Here is a 16593-nt window from a genome sequence, read left to right as displayed (position 1 = left end):
GGCGACCGGGGGGCGACACAGCCGCCCGGCGCCACCATGAGGGAATTCGATCGATGAAGACCAGGATCCTCGGCGCCGCCGCGATGGCAGCGCCGCTCGCTCTCGCCCAACCTGCGGAAGCTGCGCCCGCGTCTTTCGGCGAGGCTGTCGAAGTCGCCGATGGCACCGTGCTGGACCCGATAGTCGAGGCACGCCTGCGCTATGAAGGCGTGGACCAGCCGACCACCGACGCCGACGCCCTGACCGTGCGGCTGCGCGCGGGGTTCGAGGTGCGTCATGCGCCCTCGCACCTCTCGTTCCTGGCCGAGGCGGAAGGGACGCTCGGCCTGTGGAACGACTACAACGCCTTTCCCTTCGCGCTTGCCGGCAGTAGCCAAAGGCGACCGCAGTTCGCCACGGTTCCCGATGCGGAAAGCATCGATCTCAATCGCTTGCAGGTGCAGTACCGGACGAAGGGCCTCGCGGTCACGGTCGGGCGTCAGCGCATCAATCTCGACGACCAGCGCTTTGTCGGTTCGGTCGGATGGCGGCAGAACGAGCAGACATTCGATGCGGTGCGGGCCGAGGTCGCGGCAGGGCCGGTCACGTTCGATGGCACTTACGCGATCCGGCAGGATTCGATCTTCGGATCGGAGGCCGGGCCGCGCCGCGCGATGGACGGGGACTTCGTGTTCCTCAACGCCGGGGCGAAAACGGGGGCGGTGACCGCCAAGGGCTTTGCCTATCTCATTGATTATGAAGAGGCCTTTGCCTTCGCCAATTCCTCGCAGACCTATGGCGGGCGGATCGCGGCCGGCTTCCCCCTGTCGGCCAAGGTCAAGCTCAGCCTCGTCGGCAGCTATGCCCGGCAGATGGACATGGGCCGCAACCCGGTCCGCTACCGCGCCGACTATCTGCTTGGCGAGGCGGGGCTTTCGTCGCGCGGGTTCACCCTGACGGGCGGCTACGAACGTCTCGGGGCAGACGGGACGGCGGGCAAGGCCTTCCAGACGCCGCTGGCGACGCTGCACAAGTTCAACGGTTGGGCCGACCTGTTCCTGACGACGCCCGCCGCCGGGCTCGAAGACCGCTATGTCACGCTGGCGAAGGTCTTCCCGAAAGTGAAGGCGCTGCCGGGGCTCAATGCCATGGTGACCTGGCACGACCTGCGCAGTGATATCGGAAACGCCCGCTATGGCACCGAATGGGACGCCAGTGTCGGGTTCAGGTCCGGCAAGGTCGCATGGCTGGCCAAATATGCCGACTACGACGCGAAGAGCTTCGGTACGGACCGCCGTATCGTGTGGCTCCAGGCTGAAGTCGCATTCTGACCGGGCGTGCTGCACTGCAAAATAAGACTTGCGGTGCAGCCGCCGAATCGGTTAGCAAAGTGATCGAAGGCCGATGCGCCGCCCAATGACGGGCGGATCTTCGCAAGGCCCGACAATTCAACATCGCGTGGCAATGTCGCCGCCCAGACCTCCCCAAAAGGGATGCGTTCGGGCGGCTTTTTCGTGTTGCGCGTCTGCCAGAGGGAAGACCCCAGTGAACGCCCCGACGAGTTTCAGCCAGAAGGACCAGCCGGCGCAAGCGCGTGAACGGCTGGTGGTCATCGGCAACGGCATGGCCGGGTGCCGGGCGGTGGAGGAAATCCTCGCTCGCGATCCCGCCCGCTTCGACGTCACGATCTTCGGCGCGGAACCGCGCGTGAACTACAACCGGATCATGCTTTCGCCCGTGCTGGCGGGCGAGAAGGCGTTCGACGACATCGTGATCAACGATGCCTCCTGGTACGCCGACAACGGCATCACGCTGGTGTCGGGGGATCCGGTCGTGTCGATCGACCGCGAGACGCAGACGGTCGTGGCTCGGTCCGGCCGGGTCGAGCCCTACGATCGCCTGCTGATCGCCACCGGCTCCGACCCGTTCATCATTCCGGTGCCCGGACACGATCTTCCCGGCGTCGTTACCTTCCGCGATCTCGATGACGTGGAGCGCATGCTGGCCGCCTCGGAGCGGGGCGGCAGTGCGGTCGTGATCGGGGGCGGGCTGCTCGGCCTCGAGGCGGCACATGGCCTGGCCCTGCGCGGGATGAAGGTCACCGTTGTCCACCTGATGCCGACGCTGATGGAGCGGCAGCTCGACGAGGCAGCGGGCTACCTTCTGCGCAGCGAGCTGGAGCGACGCGGGCAGACCATCGTCACCGGGGGGGACACCGCCGAGATCCTGGGCAGGGACGGCCATGTCTCGGGCGTGAAGCTCAAGGACGGGCGCGAGTTCGCGGCCGACATCGTCGTGATGGCGGTCGGCATCCGCCCGGCGACGGGCCTGGCGCGCGCCGCGGGCCTCGACGTCGAGCGCGGCATCCTTGTCGATGATCACATGATGACCTCGGACCCGGCGGTCATGGCCGTGGGCGAATGCGTGCAGCATCGTGGCCAGTGCTACGGCCTTGTCGCGCCGCTGTGGGACATGTGCCGTGCCCTGGCCGACTGCGTGACCGGCAACCCCAGCGGATACGAAGGCTCGGTGACCTCCACCAAGCTCAAGGTTTCGGGGATCGACCTGTTCTCGGCCGGAGACTTTTCCGGAGGCGAAGGGGCCGAGGATATCGTCATGCGCGATGCCTCGCGCGGGATATACAAGCGCGTGATCGTCCGCGAGGACCGCGTGGTGGGCGCCGTGCTTTACGGCGATACCGGCGACGGTTCCTGGTACTTCGACCTGCTGAAGAAGGGCGAGGACATCTCGGAAATCCGCGAGGCGCTGATCTTCGGGCAGGCCTTTGCCGCGGGAGGCGCCCTTGCGGACCCTAATGCAGCCGTTGCCGCCCTTTCGGACGATGCCGAAATCTGCGGTTGCAACGGCGTTTCCAAGGGCAAGGTGGTCGAGACCATCAAGGGCGGGGCATGCAGCCTCGATGCGGTCCGCAGCCAGTGCAAGGCGTCCGCGAGTTGCGGCAGCTGCACGGGCCTTGTCGAAAGCCTGCTGCGCCTGACGCTGGGCGGAGAGGTCGAGGCCGGGCCGAAGACCATGTGCAAGTGCACAAGCTTCACCCATTCCGACGTGCGCCGCCTGATCGTGGAGAAGAACCTGAGGCTTATCCCGCAGGTCATGCAGGAACTGGGCTGGTCGACGCCCGATGGCTGCGCCTCGTGCCGCCCCGCGCTCAACTACTACCTGCTCTGCGCCTGGCCGGGCGAATATGAAGACGATCAGCAGAGCCGCTTCGTCAACGAGCGCATGCACGCCAACATCCAGAAGGACGGCACCTATTCCGTGGTTCCGCGCATGTGGGGCGGGCTTACCAACCCCCGCGAACTGCGCGCCATCGCCGACGTGGTCGAGAAGTACAATGCGCCGATGGTCAAGGTGACCGGCGGCCAGCGGCTGGATATCTTCGGCATCCGCAAGGAGGACCTGCCGGCGGTCTGGGCGGACCTGAACGCGGCGGGGATGGTGTCGGGCCATGCCTACGGCAAGTCGCTGCGCACGGTGAAGACTTGTGTCGGATCGGAATGGTGCCGCTTCGGTACGCAGGATTCCACCGGACTGGGCGTGAAGCTGGAACAGATGACGTGGGGCTCCTGGATGCCCCACAAGTTCAAGATCGCCGTATCGGGCTGCCCGCGCAATTGCGCCGAAGCGACGATCAAGGACTTCGGGGTGGTCTGCGTCGACAGCGGCTATGAACTCCATGTCGGCGGCAACGGCGGGATCAAGGTCCGCGCGACCGATCTGCTCTGCCGCGTCGCCACCGAGGCCGAGGCGATGGAGGTCTGCGCGGCTTTCATCCAGCTTTACCGCGAACAGGCATGGTATCTCGAGCGGACCGCCCCGTGGATCGAGCGCGTGGGTCTGGAACACGTGAAGGCCGCGTTGTTCGACGATCCCGAGGCCGTCGCCACGCTGGCCGCGCGGTTCCGCCATTCCCAGCAGTTCATGCAGGACGATCCCTGGGCAAAGCGCGCCCGCGGCGCGGACGCGGAACTGCACCAGCACCTGGCCGAGGTGCGCCCCTTCCAGATGGAGAATGCATGATGATCGGCGAATGGCTCGATATCGGCCCTGTCAGCCAGATTTCCCCGGGCAATGCCCGCACGCTGCCGGTCGTCGGCGGCGAGGAGATCGCGGTGTTCCATACGCTCGACAACCGCTTCTATGCGCTGGTCAATCGTTGCCCGCACAAGGCGGGCCCGCTCAGCCAGGGTATCGTCCATGGTTCGGTCGTTACCTGCCCGCTCCATAACTGGAATATCTCGCTCAAGACCGGCGAGGCGATGGGCGATGACGAGGGCTGCGTGCCCACGATCCCGCTAAAAGTGGACGCGGGCCGCATCTACCTGCTGCGCGAGGCGGTTCTGGGGAAGAAGGCGGCGTGACGATGAAGGACATCCGCACCACATGCGCCTACTGCGGTGTCGGCTGCGGTATCCGGGCGACGGTGACGGGCGACCGGGCCGTTTCGATCAAGGGCGACCCGGAGCACCCCGCGAACTTCGGGCGCCTGTGCTCGAAGGGGACGCACCTGGGCGAAACGGTGGGACTTGAGGGGCGGCTGCTTCACCCGATGGTGGATGCAGAGCGCGCAACCTGGAACGAGGCGCTCGATCTTGCGGCGGCGCGGATGCGCGAATGCATCGAGCGCCACGGCCCCGACAGCGTTGCCTTCTACGTTTCGGGACAACTGCTCACCGAGGACTACTACGTCGCCAACAAGCTGATGAAGGGCTTCATCGGCAGCGGCAACATCGACACCAACAGCCGGCTGTGCATGGCCAGCGCGGTGGCGGCTCATAACCGCGCCTTCGGCGAGGACCTGGTGCCATGCACCTACGACGACCTGGAGGCGGCCGACCTCGTCCTGCTGGTCGGCTCGAACACGGCGTGGTGCCACCCGGTGATCTGGCAGAGGATCGAAGCGGCTCGCTCGGCACGCGGGACAAGGCTGGTCGTGATCGACCCGCGCCGTACGGAGACCGCCGAGCAGGCCGACCTGCACGTCGCGCTCGCGCCCGACGGCGACATCGCGCTGTTCAACGCCCTTCTGGCCGAGATGCGCGACCGCGATCTTCTGGACGAGGCCTTCATGGCCGAGCGGTGCGCCGTGCCCGAGGGATACGTCGCCGGGCTCGATCCGCGCGGTCACGGGATAGATCCCGCGACGTTCCGCGCGCTTGCAGACCTCGTCGCGGCCAGCCCGCGCATGGTGACACTGTTCAGCCAGGGGGCGAATCAGTCGCGCTGCGGGACCGACAAGGGCAACGCGATCATCAACCTCCACCTTGCGCTTGGCCGGATCAGCCAGACCGGTGCGGGGCCGTTCTCGATCACCGGCCAGCCCAATGCGATGGGCGGACGCGAAGTTGGCGGGCTGGCGAACATGCTTGCGTGTCACCTGGGCTTTTCGTCCGAGGAGCGCGCGGATGCGGCGATCTTCTGGAACGCGCCCAATATCTGCGCAGGGCCGGGGCTGAAGGCGGTGGACCTGTTTCGCGCGGTTCACGATGGCCGCGTGAAGTTCGTTTGGGTCATGGCGACGAACCCGGCGGTGTCGATGCCCGACGCGGGCTTCGTGCGCGAAGCGCTGGCGCGGTGTGAAACGCTGGTCGTCTCCGACGTGATCGCGGATACGGACACGGCGCGCCTCGCGCATATCCGCCTGCCCGCGCTGGCGTGGGGCGAAAAGGACGGCACCGTCACCAATTCCGAGCGGCGAATCAGCCGCCAGCGCGCGCTGTTCGAGGCACCCGGCCAAGCGCGGGCCGACTGGGCGATCCTGTGCGATTTCGCCGAGCGGATGGGTTGGGGCCGGGCCTTCGCCTTTCCGACCGCTGCCGCGATATTCCGCGAATACGCGGCGATGACCGCCCTTGCCGGCGCGCGGGGCAAGGCGCTCGACCTGTCGCATCTGGCGGGGCTTGGCGACGCTGCCTACGAAGCACTGGAGCCGACGCTGTGGGGCGGGGTGCATCCGACGGCCCGGACGTTCAGCCACCCTGACGGCAAGGCCCGGCTGGTGGCGGTCGAAGCGCCGGTCGCGGCTCCTGCTGATCCTGAGTTCCCGTTCCGCCTCAACACCGGGCGTTATCGTGACCAGTGGCACACGATGACGCGCACCGGGCTTTCCCCGACGCTGTCGCAGCACCGGCGCGAACCCCTGCTCGAAATCCATCCGGAAGACGCGGCGCTTGCAGGGATCGAGGATGGCGGGCTGGCGAGGCTGGCGACGCGCGTGGGCGCGACGGTTTTCCGAGTCCTGCATTCGACAGCCCAGCGGCGCGGCGATCTGTTCGTGCCGATGCACTGGACCGATGCGATGGCTGGCGAAGGCCGCGCCAACCGCCTGCCGCTTCAGGAAACCGATCCGCTTTCAGGCCAGCCCGGGTTCAAGGACACGCCCGCGCGCGTGGAACCGGTCGTGCCGGAATGGCGCGCGTTCCTGGCGACACGTGATGAGGCCGCGCTTCCATCGCTTTTGTGGTGGAGCCGCGCCAAGGTCGCCAATGGATGGCTCTGCGAACTGGCAGGCAACGGCGCGCCGGATCTGGAAGTGATACTTCCGAAGGGTACGTGGCTTGAAGCGGCGGACATGGTGCGCGGCATGCGCCGGATCATCGTGCTGGATAAGGCGGGCGGGCTTCTGGCCGCGCTTTATCTGACGCGCAACGGCGAACTTCCGCCCCGGGACTGGGTAGCGGCGCAGATCGGCAACGCCGAGGCATCGGCGCTCGAACTTCTGGCTGGGCGTCCGGCAGTTGCCTTGCCCGATCGCGGGCCCATCGTGTGCGTCTGCCACGGCGTCGGCGTGAACGAGATTGCCGCTGCCGCCTGCGCTGGCGCGATGACGCTCGAAGCGATCGCGGGATGCACCCGCGCCGGATCGAATTGCGGAAGCTGCCGCCCGGCCATCGCCCGGATGCTCGACGAGATGAACCTGGATACACAGGAGGCTGCGGAATGAACGACTTTCCGGCGGGAATGGTCTGGCTGGTCGGTGCGGGACCCGGCGATCCCGAACTGCTGACGCGCAAGGCCGAACGGCTGATCGGCAGAGCCAGCGTCGTGTTCTTCGATGCTCTTGTCGGCCGCGAGGTGCTCGACCTGGCCAGCCCGGGCGCGCGGCTCGTCGACGTGGGAAAGCGCTCCGGCCGCCACTCGAAGGACCAGCGCACGATCGATGCCCTGATCGTCGAGGCCGCGCTCTCCGGGGAACGGGTGGTGCGCCTGAAGGGCGGCGATCCGTCGATCTTCGGCCGCGCAACCGAGGAACTGGAAGCGTGCCGATCCGCGGGCGTGGTGGTTGCCGTCTGTCCGGGCGTGACGGCGGCCAGCGCGGCAGCTGCCGGGCTCTCGCGCTCGCTCACCCTGCGCGGACTGGCGCGCAAGCTGGTCTTCGTTACCGCCCATGCGCGCGCGGGCGATACGCTGGACCTTGACTGGGCAGCGCTGGCGGACCCGGGTGCGACGCTGGCGATCTACATGGGCAAGTCAGCAGCCGGCGCGATCGCTCGGGGGTTGCAGGGGACGGGCATGGCGGGCGAAACGCCGGTGGCGCTGGTCGAGAATGCCAGCCTTCCCGACGAACGCCGGATCGTGACGCGACTGGACCTGCTGGAGCTTGCCGCGCGGACGCTGGGCGACGGGCCGGCGCTGCTCCTGATCGGGGAAGCAATGCGTACGCCCGGTCGCCGTGCCGTGGCTGCGGCCGCGCAAGCCATGGAAAGGGAGACGCCGTGATGGCCCTGATGCGCAAGTTGCTGGCCTTGTTCGGCGCGTCGAACTGCGATCTTTGCGGGCAGGTGTGGACTGCCGACACAAGGTCCGCCGGAAAGTGTCCCTGCTGCGGCTACATCCGCAAGGCCTGAGCGCCTATTCGTCCCAGGGCGGAATCTCGCCCGCACCGACCTTGCTGGAAATGCCCAGCAGGAAGCCGCCGAGGACTTCGGTGGCCGTGGGATAGCGCGCCGCCATCGCTGCCGCGAGTTCGGCCGAGGTCTTCGCGGTCTTTGCCTCGGCGGCAAAGGCGGTGATGTAGGCGCGTGTCCAGGCGATGCTCATGTTATCGTCAGGCAGGCCTGCCTGACGGTGGCCCGCGATCACCCTTGCAGGGTTCAGTGCCTCGAGCCGGTCGAGCGTCCGCAGCCATGCCTCGTACTGGGCGGGCCCATGTTCGCCGAGCCAGACATAGACTCCGTTGAAGAGAACGTCCCCGGCGATCAGGGTGCGCGTCTCCGCGTCCCAAAGCACCGTGGAGTGGACATGGTCGCCCTGCATCGGTCCGATCACCTGCAGCTTGTGGCCTTCAAGCTCTATCGTGTCGCCCTGCATGGCATCGGGCTGCACGCCGCGGCGCGGGGCGTTGGTTCCGAGTTGCGCGGCCCAGCGCTTGAACTTGATCGGGATGGAGCGCGCCATGTCCCTGGCCGCCACCGGGTTCGCCAGGATCTTCGCGTCGGGAAATGCGTCCTGCAACACGTCGAGCCCGAAGAAGTGGTCCGGGTGGTCGTGGGTGATCACGATGGCCTTGAGCGTCTTGCCGCTGTCCAGCACCTCGGCGGCGACGCGCATCGCGTCTGCCCGGGTGAAGGGGACGTCGACCAGGACGGCCTCCTTCTCTCCGGTGATCAGCGAGATGTTGGCGACGAGGCTGGCGGGCGAGGTCGTGATGACCTTGTATTCCAGCGGTTTGGCCTGTGCGGTGCCTGCTGCGAGAAGTGCCGGGAGGAGAACGGTAAGTAGCCGACGCATCGTTGCTTCTCCTCAGTGAGCGGTCTGGCCGCCATCGATGGTGAATGTCGCCCCGTTGATGAAGCTCGCGCCATCGGAGCACAGGTGCAGAACGGTGGGCGCGATCTCTTCCGGGCGGGCCGCGCGGCCCGAGATGTTCTGGGCGAAGAACATCTGGGTGAACTCGTTGCTGTCGGCCCAGTGCTGGGTCATCGGGGTGACGACGAAGCCCGGGGCGATGGCGTTCACGCGGATGCCGGCTTGCGCGTACTCGACGGCGGCGGCCTTGGTTAGGCCCGATACCGCGTGCTTCATCGCGCAGTAGGCGCTCATGTTCGGGTCCGCGATCAGCGCGCCGACGCTGGCGGTATTGACGATGGCACCGCCGCCGACTTTGAGGAAATGGCGGATTTCCGCTTGCATCGCGAAGAAGACGCCCTTGAAGTCCACGTCGATCGCGAGGTCCAGTTCGTCCTCGGGCACTTCGTGGATCGGGCGCTGGGGCGGGAGGACCCCGGCATTGTTGAACGCCGCGTCCATCCGCCCGAACCGGTCGAGGCACTGCGCCACCAGTTCATCCAGGTCGGCCGCGCGCCGCACGTCGGTCTTGCGGAAGGCAGCGCGCCCGCCCTCCGAGAGGATCAACGCGACGGTTTCGTCTGCCCGCTCGTCTATGTCGCCGATCATGACCGAGGCCCCTTCGCGAGCGAAGGCGAGGGCGGTGGCCCTGCCGATGCCGGTCGCCGCCCCCGTCACGAGGACTGCCTTTCCATCGAAGCGCATCATCACACAATCCCCGATTTGCCGGGAGCAAGGATGCCGTTTGGATCGACGGCATGCTTGATCTTCGCGTTGAACTCGCGGTTCACCTGCCCGTACTGCTGCGCGACGAGGTCCATCGAATTGACCCCGGTGCGGTAGCTCGCCCAGCCTTGCGCGCCGAAGCGGGTGACCAGTTCGCGGTAGCAGGCGTCAGCCTTGCGTTCCTGATCGGCATCGGATTTGTCGAACAGCAGGGCGATGATGTGATGCAGGTCGCGCCAGCCGATGGCGTAGGCGGCGGTATAGTCGAAGCCGTGCTTCTCGAGGATTTCCCTGGCGAGCGCGGTCTGTCGCTCGGCCTCGATCCCTCGCGCGGCGGCGACGGGGGCGAACCAGGCGAGGCCACCGCCCGCACCGCGCCAGCGCAGCAGGCCGACCTCGTCGAGATTGAGCCCGCCTTCCATCAGCGTGGCGTGGTGGTGGAACCAGGGGTTGTCGCCCATCTCGGCGGCGGTCAGCACTTCGCCGCCGCTTGCCACAAGGCTCGCGCGGATGATCGGCTCGATCGCCGCGACGGTCTGTTCGGTGCCGTAGAGCGCGAAGTAGGTGTTCCACATGCCCAGGCCGTTGGCCTTGGCCACCTTCTTGAGCGAGGCATCATCGAGCGGCACGCCGTCAGCGACGATCTCGTTGCGGCGCTTGAACATGGCAAGCTGGTAGGACGCGCTCATCATCAGGTTGCAATTGGCGACGAGGTTCGAGACACGAAGCGGGCGCATCGCCTCGATGATGCGCGGGACGTCGGCCATCTCGCCATGGCGAACCATGAAAGGCTTGTAGACCGGGGGCCTGGGCATCAGCCACAAGCCCATCTTGGTGACCACGCCGAAGTTCGACTGGGTGAAAAGGCCGTCGAGATAAGGGCCGTAGCCCCACTTGAACGCCTGCCACGCGGTGCTGCCCTTGATCGAGCCCATGCCGGTGCGCATGACCTGACCGTCGGCGAGTACGACTTCCATGCCGCACTGGAACATGAAGTGTTCGCCATAAGGCGTGTAGCCCACCCCGCGGTCGAGCGTGTTGCCCACCGGCGAGGCCACCGGGCCCACTGTCGGCACGTCGATCCACAGCGGGATGTTGTTCTCTACAAGGTAGTCCTTGAGCTGCTGGTAGGTGACGCCCGGCTCCAGCAGGCAAGTGCCGAGGTCCGCGTCGACCTCGAGAATGCGGTTCATCCGCTTGAGGTCGAGCACGACCTGGCCCGGCGTTGCCGGCGCGGTCATGCCATAGCCCATGTTCTTGCCAGTGGAGACTGGCCACAGCGGCTGGCGGTACTTGTTGGCGATGCGGACGATTTCCTGCACCTGCTCCACCGATTCCGGGCAGACGGCGCCGATCGGCACATGGCGGTTGGCGGGATCGGGCACGTAGACCTTGGTGTAGGGCGCAACGGCCTCCTCGTCGCCGAACACCCATTCGGCGCCGACGACGCCGCGAAATGCCTTCATCGCGCCCGCGAAATCGGCCTTGGTCATGTGCGGGGCGAGCGGGGCGGGGTTCTTCGCGCTGGCGCCCGTGCCGAGGCCGAGGCTGGCCGCGCCGACAAGGCCCGCACCAAGAAGGCCGCGACGGTCGAGGTTCAATTCGCTCATTGCCCGTGCTCCCCCTTGCGCGCTTCGCTCTTCTCGATCCACGCCGCGAGCGCATCCAGCTCTTCCGGCTTCACCTCGGTCGGGCGGAATGCGGGCATCCCGTTCTGGCCGTGGCGGACGATGTACTTGATGCTTTCCGCCGGTAGGGCGCGCCCCAGGATTATCGGGCCGACGTTGCGCCCGTGGCAATAACCGCAGGTCTTGGCATAGACCGTCTCCGGCGTGCGGAGCGGCTGCACTTCGCCCAGCTTCTGCCCGGCCAGCAGCGGCGCGGCGCAGGCCATGGCAGCCATTCCGGCGATCAGGCCGAACGTACCCTTCATCAGAGCCTCCTCTTTCCCGAATTGGCCCGGCGATTGACTCTGCCGTGGCTTTCCGGGTCTTGGCGGGAGACTAGCACCTGCCGCAGTACCGACCAGCGACAGTCTTTCCAAAAGTTACACTGCGTGAAATTCGAATGGTGGGCATTCTCAGAAAGGGATCGCGGACCCGTCCCATGCAAAGAGCTGGCCGCTGTCGGCGGGAGTGAGGCGATCGATCACCGCAAGGAGGTGCGCTGCTGACTGTTCGGGCGAGAACAGCCTGTCTGCCGGTACACTGCGCTGGAACGGACGCGAGAGGGGCGTGTCGACCGTACCGGGGTGGAGCGTGACGGCGGTGGCCGAAGGATTGGTCCGCGCAAGTTCGATTGCGAAGTTTCGTACCAGCATGTTCAGCGCCGCCTTGGACGCGCGGTAAGAATGCCAGCCGCCGAGGCGGTTGTCCGAGATCGAGCCAACCCGGGCCGAGATCGCCGCGAAGACGGGGCGGCCTTCCCGGCGCAGGAGAGGCAAGGTGTGACGCGCGATCACCGCAGGACCGATGGCGTTGATCGCGAACAGTTCGGCCATGCCGTCCCGGCTGATCGCCCGCCAGGATTTCTCTGGACCGTCGCCGTTGTCGCGTACCAGGCGGCCCGTCGCGACGATCACCAGGTCCAGCGGGGCGCCGATCTCGCCGCAGGCCCTTGCAATGGAGTCTTCGTCCTCGAGGTCGAAGCGGTGGGGGCGGACCTTCGTGCCTGCGGGAATGGTGCGCCTTGCCAGCGCATGGACTTCGGCCACGTCCTTTCGCGCTGCCAGGAGGTCGGCGAGGGCCCGTCCGATGCCGCCGCTTGCGCCGAAGACGGCACAGCGCATGCCCTTGCCCGATTCCATGTCCATGCTGTCGTTCATGGACATCGGACAACGGTCCGTCGATATGGACGAAGGCGCGGCGCTGTGTTGCGTGTATAAGACAGCTTGCGCGGCAGCGCGCGACATCCCATGTTGCCAGCATCACTACCTGAAAGTCCCACTGCAATGGCCACGCCTCCCACCGAAACCGCGACCATGAGCCCGATCACACTGACGCCGCCCGATCCGGTGCCGGTGGTGGCGCCCGCGCAGGCATCGGGACTTGTGCCGGTTTCGGCAGAGAACCGTTCAAAGCTGGAGTCCAAGGTGGACGCCTTCGTCGCGGACCTCGTGGCGCAGGACGCGCAGAGCCCGGAATTCGGCAAGAAGGTCGACCAACTCACCAACATGGGTCGCAAGGAGATCGCGCAGGCAGCGGGCATGTCGAACCGCTTTCTCGACCGCCCGATCCGCGCGATGGACAAGGACAGCGGCGTGGGCGCCGACCTTGCGGCGTTGCGCCGCACGGTGGAGGAACTGGACCCCGGCCGTCAGGGCAAGCTGTCTTCGGGGCGCAAGATTCTGGGCATCATTCCGTTCGGGAACAGCCTGAAGCGTTATTTCGACGGCTACACTTCCGCGCAGGGTCACATCAAGGCGATCCTCGACCGGCTCGCGTCCGGCAAGGACGAGTTGCTCATGGACAATGCCGCGATCGACGTGGAGCGCCAGAAACTGTGGGAGGCGATGGGCAATCTGGAGCAGATGATCCACATCTCCCGGACGCTTGATGCAAAGCTTGAAGAAGCGGCGGCGGACCTCGATCACACCGATCCCGCCAAGGCCAAGGCCATCCGCGAGAGCGCGCTGTTCTACACCCGCCAGCGCACGCAGGACCTGCTGACGCAGATGGCGGTGACGGTGCAGGGCTATCTCGCGCTGGACCTTGTCAAGAAGAACAACGTCGAACTGGTGAAGGGCGTGGACCGCGCCAGCACGACGACGGTTGCAGCCCTGCGTACCGCCGTGACGGTGGCCCAGGCGATGACGAACCAGAGGCTCGTCCTGCAGCAGATCACCGCGCTCAACACCACGACCGCGAACATGATCGATTCGACCGGCAAGCTGCTGCGCGAGCAGACGGGCAAGATCCACGAGATGGCGGCTTCAAGCACGATCCCGCTGGAGACGCTTCAGCGCGCCTTCCAGAACATCTACGATACGATGGACACGATCGACACGTTCAAGCTCAAGGCGCTGGACGCGATGAAGCAGACGGTCGACACGCTCTCGGGCGAGGTCGAGAAGTCGAAGGGCTACATCGCGCGGGCCGAGGGCGCTTCGCAGGCCAAGCTTGCCGGGCCAGAGACGTCGCCGCTGCTGACGCTGGAGGGTTGAGCCGCCGATGGTCAATTCCCCGGCACACGACAGCGCCCGCATCATGTCCGAAGCCCGCCATTCGCTGGTGCGCCAGCAGGCTGGCGGCCGGCGCAGCATCGGCAGGCGCTCGGCTGAATTGAAGCGGCAGCACCTGGGCAAGAAGGCCGCGCGCATGGCGATGGCAGTCGGCGTGCTGATGGTCGGGGCGATGGCGGCGGGCATCGTGCTCGATGGTATCGGCATAACCGGCGTCATGGTCCTTGCCCTGTCGATCGTGGCTGCGTTGTGGTTTTTCGGGACCTACCCGAAGATGAAGGTGCCGGACCTTGCCGCGCTCAATACCGGAGACGTGCGCACCATGGTCGGCAGGACCGAGCTTTGGCTTGAAGCGCAGCGCCCCGTACTGCCCGCGCCCGCCGTCCAGCTTGTCGACCAGATCGGCATCCAGCTCGATGGCCTTGGCGTGCAGCTTGCAGGGATCGATCCGGCCGAACCCGCCGTGGGCGAAGTGCGGCGCCTGGTGGGCGAGCATCTGCCGGGCATGGTCGAAAGCTGGCGCAAGATCCCGCCGCACCTGCGCAAGGAGCAGCGCGGCGGACGCACCGCCGACCAGCAGCTCGCGGACGGCCTCGGCAAGATCAGCAACGAGATCGACGAGATTACCCGCCAGCTCGCGGCTGGCGACCTCGATGCGCTGGCCGTCCGCAGCCGCTATCTGGACTATCGCTATGGCGAAGGGCTAGAGGCCCCCCGGCAACTCCCGGCACCGAAAGACATCTGATGCGCATCGCCATCCCTCATTCGCTCGACCGTGACGAGGCGCGCCGCCGCCTGCGTGATAAGGCCGCGCAGGCAGCCGACAAGGCGGAGGGCATGGCCACGGTGACGACCGCGTTTGCCGACGACGACCACATGACCATGACGGTCGGCGCGATGGGCTATACCGTGGACTGCGCGGTAGAGCTGACCGAGAGCGAACTGGTCGTCGAAGTCGACATCCCCGCCAGCCTCGGCTTCGCGCGGCGGATGATCGAAGGCATGATCCGCGACAAGAGCGGCAAGCTTCTGAACTGACGTCCCGTTAGGTCCTGCCCCTAGATCTCGCGCTCCAGTTCGAGCAGTTCCTGCGGCAGGCGCAGCGAACTGGCCGCGATTCTCGTCTCGAGCAGCAGATTGACCAGCGCGACCATCAGCAGCGCGATGGCGACGAAGAACGTGATCCCGGTGACATTGCGGGTCTCCAGTTGCGCCATCTCGCCGATGAACAGCGATCCGACCGTCACGCCGATGGCCAGGCCGGACAGGACGAGCAGCAACAGTGCTCGCCCGATCAGGTGGATGCGCCGGTCGACATAGCGCAGCTCGATGACCACGACGTCGTGGTCGGTGCCAGTGGTTTCGGCGTGCAGCTTCTGCAGGGTGCGCGAACGATCGACGATACGCCCCAGGCGTGTCGTCAGGATGTTCATGATGTTGCCGATGGCGACAAGCACGAAGACCGGGGCCAGTGCGAGCTGGATGGTCTGGGCGATCACGCCGGATGGTCCTGCGGTCATATTCCTCCTGCGGGTCGGCCCCTAGTGCCACGCATGCGAGGGGCGGGGCAAGCCTGCCCTGCCGGCATACGTCTGCGCTAGATTCGCGTTCCGGGACCGCTGCTTGCGACACATTCATGCTGGGCTGGCCGCATCTTCGATATGATCCGCTGCCCCGCGTGCATAAGCTGGTCGCATCGGACCATGTCCTTGCCTGCCCCTCTCGGAGATTGCGGATGTCCAGGATTTCTCGTTTCCTTTCAACGACGTTGGCCGTCACGACATTGGCGGGGGCAACGCTTCCGACAGTGGCCGAGGCGCATGGCATCTGGTTTGCCCAGCGCGCACGCCAGCTCGCGCTAGTCTATGGCGTCGGTGCCGACGACCTCGACGCGGTGAAGCGCCTGCCGCTTATCAAGGCGGTCAAGGGCTTCGACGCCGACGGGCTGCCGGTGAACACGTCCCTGCGCGCTGCGGGCGCCATTCCCGTCGTAGACAGTGACGAGCCGGTGGCCATCGTCGCGGCGGAAATGGACTACGGCATCTGGAGCAAGGACGCTTCGGGCGAATGGCACAACAAGGGCCGCGACGAGGTGCCCGGTGCGACCGTCAGCGAGCACAACTTCAAGTATGCCGTGCACCTGACCCAGCTTCCCACCAAGCCGGTGCCGCTCATCCAAGGGCACAGGTTGCAGCTCGTGCCGGCGACGACGGTGATCCCGCAGAAGATGGGCGAGCCGATCAAGGTCCGCGCCTTCTACGACGGCCAGCCGATGGCAGGCGTGCAGGTCATGGCCGACTACGTCAACGATCCCGATCAGATCGCGCCCAGGACCGATGCCGAAGGCTATGCGACCATTCCCGTGCGCAACCAGGGCATCAATGTGCTGATGGCGATCTTCGTCGGGCCGAGCGACAATCCGGCCAAGTACGAGCGCATGGAATACCGTGCCTCGCTTTCCTTCGTGCTGCCGCACCTGCCGGAATGACCGGTCCTTCGGGGAGAACTGCAATGAACGCCAAGTCCATCCTTACCGCTCTTGCCGGCATCGCGCTCGTCGCCGTGCCCGTTGCCGTCAGCGCGCATGGCTCGATGAAGCCCAGCCACGGCGGCGTGGTTACCATGTCGGGCGAGATCATGGTCGAACTGGTTCGCGGCCCCAGGGGCGTCGACGTCTATGTCAGCGAGGAGGACGAGCCCATTGCCGCGTCGGGCCTGAATGCCAAGCTGACCGTGACGGCTGCCGGCGCGAAGAAGGACGCGCCGCTCGTCGCGCAGGCCGGCAACAAGCTGTCGGCTCCCGGGCTCAAGGTCCCGGCGGGCGCCAAGGTGGTCGTCTCGCTGGTCGACAAGCGCGACGGCGCCAAGACCTTCGCCACCTTCAACGTGAAGTGATCCGA

General features: G+C 66.4%; 17 protein-coding genes. 11 read left to right on the top strand and 6 right to left on the bottom strand.

The window, feature by feature from the left end; all coding sequences use genetic code 11:
* Positions 1 to 53 precede the first annotated feature (53 nt).
* The 6 genes from SARO_RS15050 to SARO_RS21615 all read left to right on the top strand — a co-directional run bounded on the left by SARO_RS15050 (position 54) and on the right by SARO_RS21615 (position 7847).
* Positions 54 to 1310, top strand: coding sequence for an alginate export family protein (locus SARO_RS15050; RefSeq protein ID WP_011446608.1), 1257 nt, complete (start codon positions 54 to 56; stop codon positions 1308 to 1310).
* 214 nt (positions 1311 to 1524) lie between these two features.
* Complete coding sequence (gene nirB, locus SARO_RS15045) at positions 1525 to 4020, top strand: nitrite reductase large subunit NirB (RefSeq protein ID WP_011446607.1); 2496 nt, start codon at positions 1525 to 1527, stop codon at positions 4018 to 4020.
* Positions 4020 to 4361, top strand: a complete 342-nt coding sequence (gene nirD, locus SARO_RS15040; protein ID WP_041550449.1) for a nitrite reductase small subunit NirD — start codon at positions 4020 to 4022, stop codon at positions 4359 to 4361. The genes nirB and nirD overlap by 1 nt, the downstream gene beginning before the upstream one ends.
* A gap of 2 nt (positions 4362 to 4363) precedes the next feature.
* A complete protein-coding gene (locus SARO_RS15035) occupies positions 4364 to 6943 on the top strand; it encodes a nitrate reductase (protein ID WP_041550446.1) in 2580 nt (859 codons plus the stop codon).
* On the top strand, positions 6940 to 7719 hold the full coding sequence (gene cobA, locus SARO_RS15030; protein WP_011446604.1) for a uroporphyrinogen-III C-methyltransferase: 780 nt from the start codon (positions 6940 to 6942) through the stop codon (positions 7717 to 7719). The genes SARO_RS15035 and cobA overlap by 4 nt, the downstream gene beginning before the upstream one ends.
* Positions 7719 to 7847, top strand: coding sequence for a hypothetical protein (locus SARO_RS21615; protein WP_256325476.1), 129 nt, complete (start codon positions 7719 to 7721; stop codon positions 7845 to 7847). The genes cobA and SARO_RS21615 overlap by 1 nt, the downstream gene beginning before the upstream one ends.
* A 4-nt stretch (positions 7848 to 7851) precedes the next feature.
* Here SARO_RS21615 and SARO_RS15025 read toward each other — a convergent pair whose 3' ends face one another.
* The 5 genes from SARO_RS15025 to SARO_RS15005 all read right to left on the bottom strand — a co-directional run bounded on the left by SARO_RS15025 (position 7852) and on the right by SARO_RS15005 (position 12343).
* Positions 7852 to 8730, bottom strand: coding sequence for an MBL fold metallo-hydrolase (locus tag SARO_RS15025; RefSeq protein WP_011446603.1), 879 nt, complete (start codon positions 8728 to 8730; stop codon positions 7852 to 7854).
* Positions 8731 to 8742: 12 nt separating this feature from the next.
* Positions 8743 to 9495 (bottom strand): SDR family NAD(P)-dependent oxidoreductase, encoded by a 753-nt coding sequence (locus tag SARO_RS15020; RefSeq protein WP_011446602.1) that lies wholly within the window; start codon positions 9493 to 9495, stop codon positions 8743 to 8745.
* Positions 9495 to 11123: an FAD-binding oxidoreductase gene (locus tag SARO_RS15015; RefSeq protein ID WP_011446601.1), complete on the bottom strand. Its 1629-nt coding sequence runs from the start codon at positions 11121 to 11123 to the stop codon at positions 9495 to 9497. The genes SARO_RS15020 and SARO_RS15015 overlap by 1 nt, the downstream gene beginning before the upstream one ends.
* Positions 11120 to 11446: a c-type cytochrome gene (locus SARO_RS15010; protein WP_011446600.1), complete on the bottom strand. Its 327-nt coding sequence runs from the start codon at positions 11444 to 11446 to the stop codon at positions 11120 to 11122. The genes SARO_RS15015 and SARO_RS15010 overlap by 4 nt, the downstream gene beginning before the upstream one ends.
* A gap of 147 nt (positions 11447 to 11593) precedes the next feature.
* Positions 11594 to 12343: an SDR family NAD(P)-dependent oxidoreductase gene (locus tag SARO_RS15005; RefSeq protein WP_234007368.1), complete on the bottom strand. Its 750-nt coding sequence runs from the start codon at positions 12341 to 12343 to the stop codon at positions 11594 to 11596.
* Between the two features lie 120 nt (positions 12344 to 12463).
* Here SARO_RS15005 and SARO_RS15000 point away from each other — a divergent pair, with 120 nt between their 5' ends.
* From SARO_RS15000 to SARO_RS14990, 3 genes are read left to right on the top strand one after another with little or no spacing between them, the layout of a single operon-like run.
* Positions 12464 to 13675 (top strand): toxic anion resistance protein, encoded by a 1212-nt coding sequence (locus SARO_RS15000; RefSeq protein WP_041550444.1) that lies wholly within the window; start codon positions 12464 to 12466, stop codon positions 13673 to 13675.
* 43 nt (positions 13676 to 13718) lie between these two features.
* A complete protein-coding gene (locus SARO_RS14995) occupies positions 13719 to 14438 on the top strand; it encodes a hypothetical protein (RefSeq protein WP_234007367.1) in 720 nt (239 codons plus the stop codon).
* The gene (locus tag SARO_RS14990; protein WP_011446596.1) at positions 14438 to 14731 is read left to right on the top strand and encodes a polyhydroxyalkanoic acid system family protein; all 294 of its coding nucleotides are present in this window, start codon (positions 14438 to 14440) and stop codon (positions 14729 to 14731) included. The genes SARO_RS14995 and SARO_RS14990 overlap by 1 nt, the downstream gene beginning before the upstream one ends.
* 20 nt (positions 14732 to 14751) lie before the next feature.
* Here SARO_RS14990 and SARO_RS14985 read toward each other — a convergent pair whose 3' ends face one another.
* The gene (locus tag SARO_RS14985) at positions 14752 to 15213 is read right to left on the bottom strand and encodes a DUF2721 domain-containing protein (RefSeq protein WP_011446595.1); all 462 of its coding nucleotides are present in this window, start codon (positions 15211 to 15213) and stop codon (positions 14752 to 14754) included.
* Between the two features lie 215 nt (positions 15214 to 15428).
* Between SARO_RS14985 and SARO_RS14980 the strand changes: the two genes are divergently transcribed.
* Together SARO_RS14980 and SARO_RS14975 are read left to right on the top strand one after the other, a co-directional pair.
* Positions 15429 to 16181: a DUF4198 domain-containing protein gene (locus SARO_RS14980; RefSeq protein WP_011446594.1), complete on the top strand. Its 753-nt coding sequence runs from the start codon at positions 15429 to 15431 to the stop codon at positions 16179 to 16181.
* Between the two features lie 23 nt (positions 16182 to 16204).
* Complete coding sequence (locus SARO_RS14975) at positions 16205 to 16588, top strand: hypothetical protein (protein ID WP_011446593.1); 384 nt, start codon at positions 16205 to 16207, stop codon at positions 16586 to 16588.
* The last annotated feature ends 5 nt before the right edge of the window (positions 16589 to 16593 follow it).

It is taken from the genome of Novosphingobium aromaticivorans DSM 12444, from assembly GCF_000013325.1.
In the GTDB taxonomy this organism is placed as follows: Bacteria; Pseudomonadota; Alphaproteobacteria; order Sphingomonadales; family Sphingomonadaceae; genus Novosphingobium; species Novosphingobium aromaticivorans.
Note: the sequence above shows the minus strand (reverse complement) of the source record. Positions and strands in the feature narration are given on the sequence as shown.

What these genes read in the sequence shown, in the direction of transcription:
- SARO_RS15050 (WP_011446608.1), top strand. Translation starts at nt 54, where the DNA reads ATGAAGACCAGGATCCTCGGCGCCGCCGCGATGGCAGCGCCGCTCGCT.
- nirD (WP_041550449.1), top strand. Translation starts at nt 4,020, where the DNA reads ATGATCGGCGAATGGCTCGATATCGGCCCTGTCAGCCAGATTTCCCCG.
- SARO_RS15035 (WP_041550446.1), top strand. Translation starts at nt 4,364, where the DNA reads ATGAAGGACATCCGCACCACATGCGCCTACTGCGGTGTCGGCTGCGGT.
- cobA (WP_011446604.1), top strand. Translation starts at nt 6,940, where the DNA reads ATGAACGACTTTCCGGCGGGAATGGTCTGGCTGGTCGGTGCGGGACCC.
- SARO_RS21615 (WP_256325476.1), top strand. Translation starts at nt 7,719, where the DNA reads ATGGCCCTGATGCGCAAGTTGCTGGCCTTGTTCGGCGCGTCGAACTGC.
- SARO_RS15025 (WP_011446603.1), bottom strand. Translation starts at nt 8,730, where the DNA reads ATGCGTCGGCTACTTACCGTTCTCCTCCCGGCACTTCTCGCAGCAGGC.
- SARO_RS15020 (WP_011446602.1), bottom strand. Translation starts at nt 9,495, where the DNA reads ATGATGCGCTTCGATGGAAAGGCAGTCCTCGTGACGGGGGCGGCGACC.
- SARO_RS15015 (WP_011446601.1), bottom strand. Translation starts at nt 11,123, where the DNA reads ATGAGCGAATTGAACCTCGACCGTCGCGGCCTTCTTGGTGCGGGCCTT.
- SARO_RS15010 (WP_011446600.1), bottom strand. Translation starts at nt 11,446, where the DNA reads ATGAAGGGTACGTTCGGCCTGATCGCCGGAATGGCTGCCATGGCCTGC.
- SARO_RS15005 (WP_234007368.1), bottom strand. Translation starts at nt 12,343, where the DNA reads ATGTCCATGAACGACAGCATGGACATGGAATCGGGCAAGGGCATGCGC.
- SARO_RS15000 (WP_041550444.1), top strand. Translation starts at nt 12,464, where the DNA reads ATGGCCACGCCTCCCACCGAAACCGCGACCATGAGCCCGATCACACTG.
- SARO_RS14995 (WP_234007367.1), top strand. Translation starts at nt 13,719, where the DNA reads ATGTCCGAAGCCCGCCATTCGCTGGTGCGCCAGCAGGCTGGCGGCCGG.
- SARO_RS14990 (WP_011446596.1), top strand. Translation starts at nt 14,438, where the DNA reads ATGCGCATCGCCATCCCTCATTCGCTCGACCGTGACGAGGCGCGCCGC.
- SARO_RS14985 (WP_011446595.1), bottom strand. Translation starts at nt 15,213, where the DNA reads ATGACCGCAGGACCATCCGGCGTGATCGCCCAGACCATCCAGCTCGCA.
- SARO_RS14980 (WP_011446594.1), top strand. Translation starts at nt 15,429, where the DNA reads ATGTCCAGGATTTCTCGTTTCCTTTCAACGACGTTGGCCGTCACGACA.
- SARO_RS14975 (WP_011446593.1), top strand. Translation starts at nt 16,205, where the DNA reads ATGAACGCCAAGTCCATCCTTACCGCTCTTGCCGGCATCGCGCTCGTC.